General features: G+C 39.4%; 1 protein-coding gene. It reads left to right on the forward strand.

Translation table 11 applies throughout. The annotated features are described in order from the left end of the window. Positions 1–437 precede the first annotated feature (437 nt). Positions 438–4532: YDG domain-containing protein (locus Q8S25_RS06920; RefSeq protein ID WP_305536149.1), on the forward strand; the 4095-nt coding region annotated here is incomplete at its 3' end.

A 4532-nucleotide genomic window follows, 5' to 3' on the forward strand; every position in this document is an offset into this window, starting at 1 on the left:
TGGAACTGGACGTTCTATCTACACTAAACAAGTAAACGTAGTGAAAGGTCCTAACGCTGTTCCAGTAAGATTGAACAACGGCGTAATTGGTACACACTTCTTAACACTAGAAGGTAACAACGTTAAGTTCGCTCCTACTACCGTAGTGATCGTGAAATAACTTATATCTCTATAATCTCAAAGCCCCGATGTTTACTCATCGGGGCTTTTTTTATGCAAAACGTTATTCTGTTCCTCCCTGATTTTAGGGAAAATTGAGCAGAACGACCTTTAAAAGAATTTATTATATATTAATACGAAAATTTGCTATTGTCGTATTTTTTATATTAATTTTACACCATATGTAGTGTTCCCCCTACAAGCAATTGCGTAAAAACACTTGCTTGAATAATTAACTACTATCCGTACCACGATATCGATCGTATAAATTAATGCTTATGAGATTTAGAATTTTACGCAACTTTTTATTGTCCGCTGTTTTTTCTTTAGTTGCCGCTGTGGGTTTTGCACAAACCGTTAGTCCATCTACTGGTTCTATTACCAGTTTTTCTTCTATTTATGGCGATGCTTCTACGTCAAAAAACTTTTCCTTTACTGGCACTGGATTCACACCAGGTCAACCTGCAATTGTAATTGCAAATGCTGAATCAGAAGTATCAACATTAGTTGGTGGACCATATTCCTCTTCGGTTTCTATTAACTCAGATGGTAGTGGAGACATTGCCAGTACTACGATTTATGTTAGAACTGCGGAATCAACAATTCCGGGAGTATATCTTTCAAAACAAATTCGAATTGAAAACGCAGGAGGAACGCTAATAGGTACGAGAACAATTTCGCAAATAACTGTAAACACTAGAAGCTTAGATATTATTAATGTTGCAATTGAAGATAAAGTTTATGATGGAAACACTACTGCTACTGTAACAAATAATGGATCGCCAATTGGATTAGATAATTTACGTACAGCTGATTTAGGAAATGTTACAATCAGTTTTGCAGGTGCTACAGCAACATTTGTTGATGCAAATGTTGGATCTTTTAAATCAGTTACAGTAACTGGATATTCAATTAGTGGTCCAGCTAGTGCATATTATACTTTAATACCTTTGCCAGCTCAATCTGGTAATATTACTGCTAAATCCTTATCAATTAATGCCATTCAAGAAACTAAAACTTATGGCACAGCTTTAACAAGTGGGCCTGGCTTTACAGGTTTCAATGCAGTTGGTCTAGTTGGATCTGAAAATCCAGGGACAGTTACAGTAACATACGGTTCAGGTGCTGCAGCTAATGCAAATGTGGGGACCTATAACAATTCAGTAGTTTTGAGTGCATTAACTGGCGGATCAGGAGGATTCATACCGAGCAACTATGCAATTACACTGAATAGCGCTAACATAGTTGTGAATCCAAAACTGCTTACATTATCTGGTGCTGGTGCAAACGATAAAGTGTATAATGGCAATACGGTTGCTATTTTGAATGGTGGTGTTAGTTTAAACGCTGGCGTTGAAGTTGGTGATGATTGTACATTAGATATAACTGGTGCTGGAGGAACTTTTGCTTCTCCAAATGTAGGTAATGGAATTAATGTAACTGTTAGCGGTTATGCGCTAACAGGTGCTCAAGCGGGTAACTACTCTTTAACTCAACCAACGGGTATTTCTGCGAATATTACTGAAAAAGCATTAACTATTACAGCTAACACAGTAAACAAACCTTATGGGGATGTATTAACTACTGGACCAGGCAAAACTGAATTTAGTTCTTCTGGTTTAGTTCCCGGCGAAACCATTGCATCGGTTACTTTAACTTATGGCACAGGTGCAGCAGGAACAGATCCTGTTGCTGCAACCAATGTGGGTGGGATTGTTGCTAGTGCACCAGTTGCAGGTGTTGGTTTTATTGCTACAAACTATGCGATCTCTTTTACGGCTGGAGACTTAACTGTAGCACCCAAGGCATTAACAATTACAGCTACACCTGTAAATAAAACCTATGGCACTTTGCTATCTGACGGTACTGGCTATACCGGCTTTAATGCAGTTGGTCTAGTGAGTGGTGAAAATGCTGGTACGGTAACTGTTACTTATGGATCAGGAGCTGCTGCAAATGCAAATGTGGGTACTTATAATAACGCAGTTGTTTTAAGTACTTTAACTGGTGGTTCTGGTGGATTTAACGCCAGTAACTATTCAATCAGTTATGCTGATGGTAATATTGTTGTAGGAGCAAAAGCACTTACCCTATCAGGTGCTGGTGTTGGCAATAAGGAATATGATGGAAATACTACAGCTATTTTAAATGCAACAACTTTAGTTGGTGTAGAAGCTTTTGATATTGCCAATTGTACCTTAGATGCAAGTTTAGCTAGTGGTACTTTTGCTTCAGCCAATGCTGCTAACGGAATTAACGTAAGCATTACTGGTTATGCATTAACTGGTTCTGCTGCAGGCAACTACACTCTTACTGCACCATCTGGTATTACTGCGAATATTACTCCAAAAGCGCTAGGCGTAACTGCTAACACAATCATTAAAACTTATGGAGATGTATTAACCAGTGGACCTGGTAAAACTGCATTCACTTCATCTGGGTTAGTAGTAGGTGAAACCATCGCTTCAGTTACTTTAACTTATGGCACTGGTGCTGCTGGAACAGACCCTGTTGCTGCGACCAATGTTGGTGGAATTGTTGCTAGTGCACCGGTTGCTGGAGTGGGCTTTAATCCCTCTAACTATACGATTACTTATACTGCTGGAGACTTAACTGTTGGAACTAGAAGTTTAAATATAAATGCAACTGCAGTAAATAAAATTTATGGTGATGTTTTATCGGACGGAGCTGGATACACAGGCTTTAATGCAGTTGGTTTGCAAAACGGAGAATCTGCAGGTACTGTCACAGTTGCTTATGGCACTGGTGCTGCTGCAACTGATCCCGTTGGAACTACTGTTGGTGGAGTTTCTATTAATTCATTAACAGGAGGAACCATTAATCCTTCTAACTATGCTATTACCTATAATGGTACCGATTTAAATGTTGTTGCACGTACATTAAATATTACTGCAAACAATGTTTCTAAAACAATTGGAGCGGTTTTAACTGGTGGCGCTGGCTCATCTGATTTTATTGCTACTGGGCTACAAAATGGTGAAACAGCAGGAACTGTTACCATTACTTATACTGGTGTTGGACCTACTGCTCCTGCAACAGCTGGTGTTTATTCGGGTTCAGTTGAGCCGAGTGCAATAACTGGTGGTAGTATCAATGCGGCCAATTATTCAATAAATTATATTGCGGGTGATATTACAGTAAGTGCTGGATCTATTACCATTACTGCTACCAATGAAAATAAACCGTATGGCACTGCTTTAAGCAGCGGTTCTGGAAAAACTGCTTTCACTCTTACTGGTACTTTACAACCAGGTGAAACCATTACTACTGTAACATTAACTTATGGTGCTGGTGGTGCTGCTGGTGATCCTATAGGTGCAAATGCAGGAACCATTGTTCCAAGTTTGCCTGTTGGTACGGGTGGTTTTGTGGCAAGCAATTATATTATCACTTATGTGAATGGCGACATTACTGTTACAACAGCTCCATTAACCATCACTGCAACTAATGAAACTAAATCGTATGGTACTGCTTTAACCAGCGGTGCGGGTAAAACAACTTTTACTTCTGTTGGTTTAGCATCAGGTGAAACAATTGCCTCTGTTACATTAACCTATGGTACTGGTGGGTTGGCAACAGCCGCTGTTGCATCTAATGTTGGTACAATTGTTCCTAGCGCACCTGTTGCTGGTGTTGGTTTTAATGCTTCAAACTATTCAATCACTTATACAAATGGTGATATCACCGTAACACCCGCTGCATTAACTGTTACAGCAAATGCTGTTCAAAAAAATAGAGGTGATGTAATTACTTCACCTGCTACTGGTGTTACTGCATTTACCTCAAGTGGTTTGCAAAACAGTGAGACCATTGGTTCTGTTACCATGAATTATGGTACTGGTGCTGCTGCGCTTGATCCTGTAGGTGTTAATGTAGGTTCAGTTGTTCCTAGTGCTGCAACTGGTGGTACTTTCACTGCATCTAACTATACCATTACTTATACGCCAAATGATTTAACCGTTGTACCAAGTAACAATGCCTTCTTAAGTAATCTAGTTTCAAATACTGGTCCTTTAAATACAGCATTTAATAAGTTTGACCTTGATTATGATACTTATGTGTTAACCGCTGTTAATAGTTTCATTGTAACTGCTACTACCGAGAATCAATTCGCAACTATTCAAGCAAGAATTGATACTGGTAATGGTCCTGGTGCTTACATTCCATTAACTAGTGGTGTGGCAAGTTCTAGCTTCCAAATTAGAGAAGGAGACAATATCATTGAAATCCTAGTAACTGCTGAAGACGGCGTTACTCAATTAAACTACAGAATCTTATATCGTCGTGAGTCTACTTTTGTAAGTGGCGGCGGTGGCGGTGGCCTTGAAAGTAAGAGCTTGGGCGATGCAATT

This window comes from Sediminibacterium sp. (assembly GCF_030695065.1).
Taxonomy (GTDB): Bacteria; Bacteroidota; Bacteroidia; order Chitinophagales; family Chitinophagaceae; genus Sediminibacterium.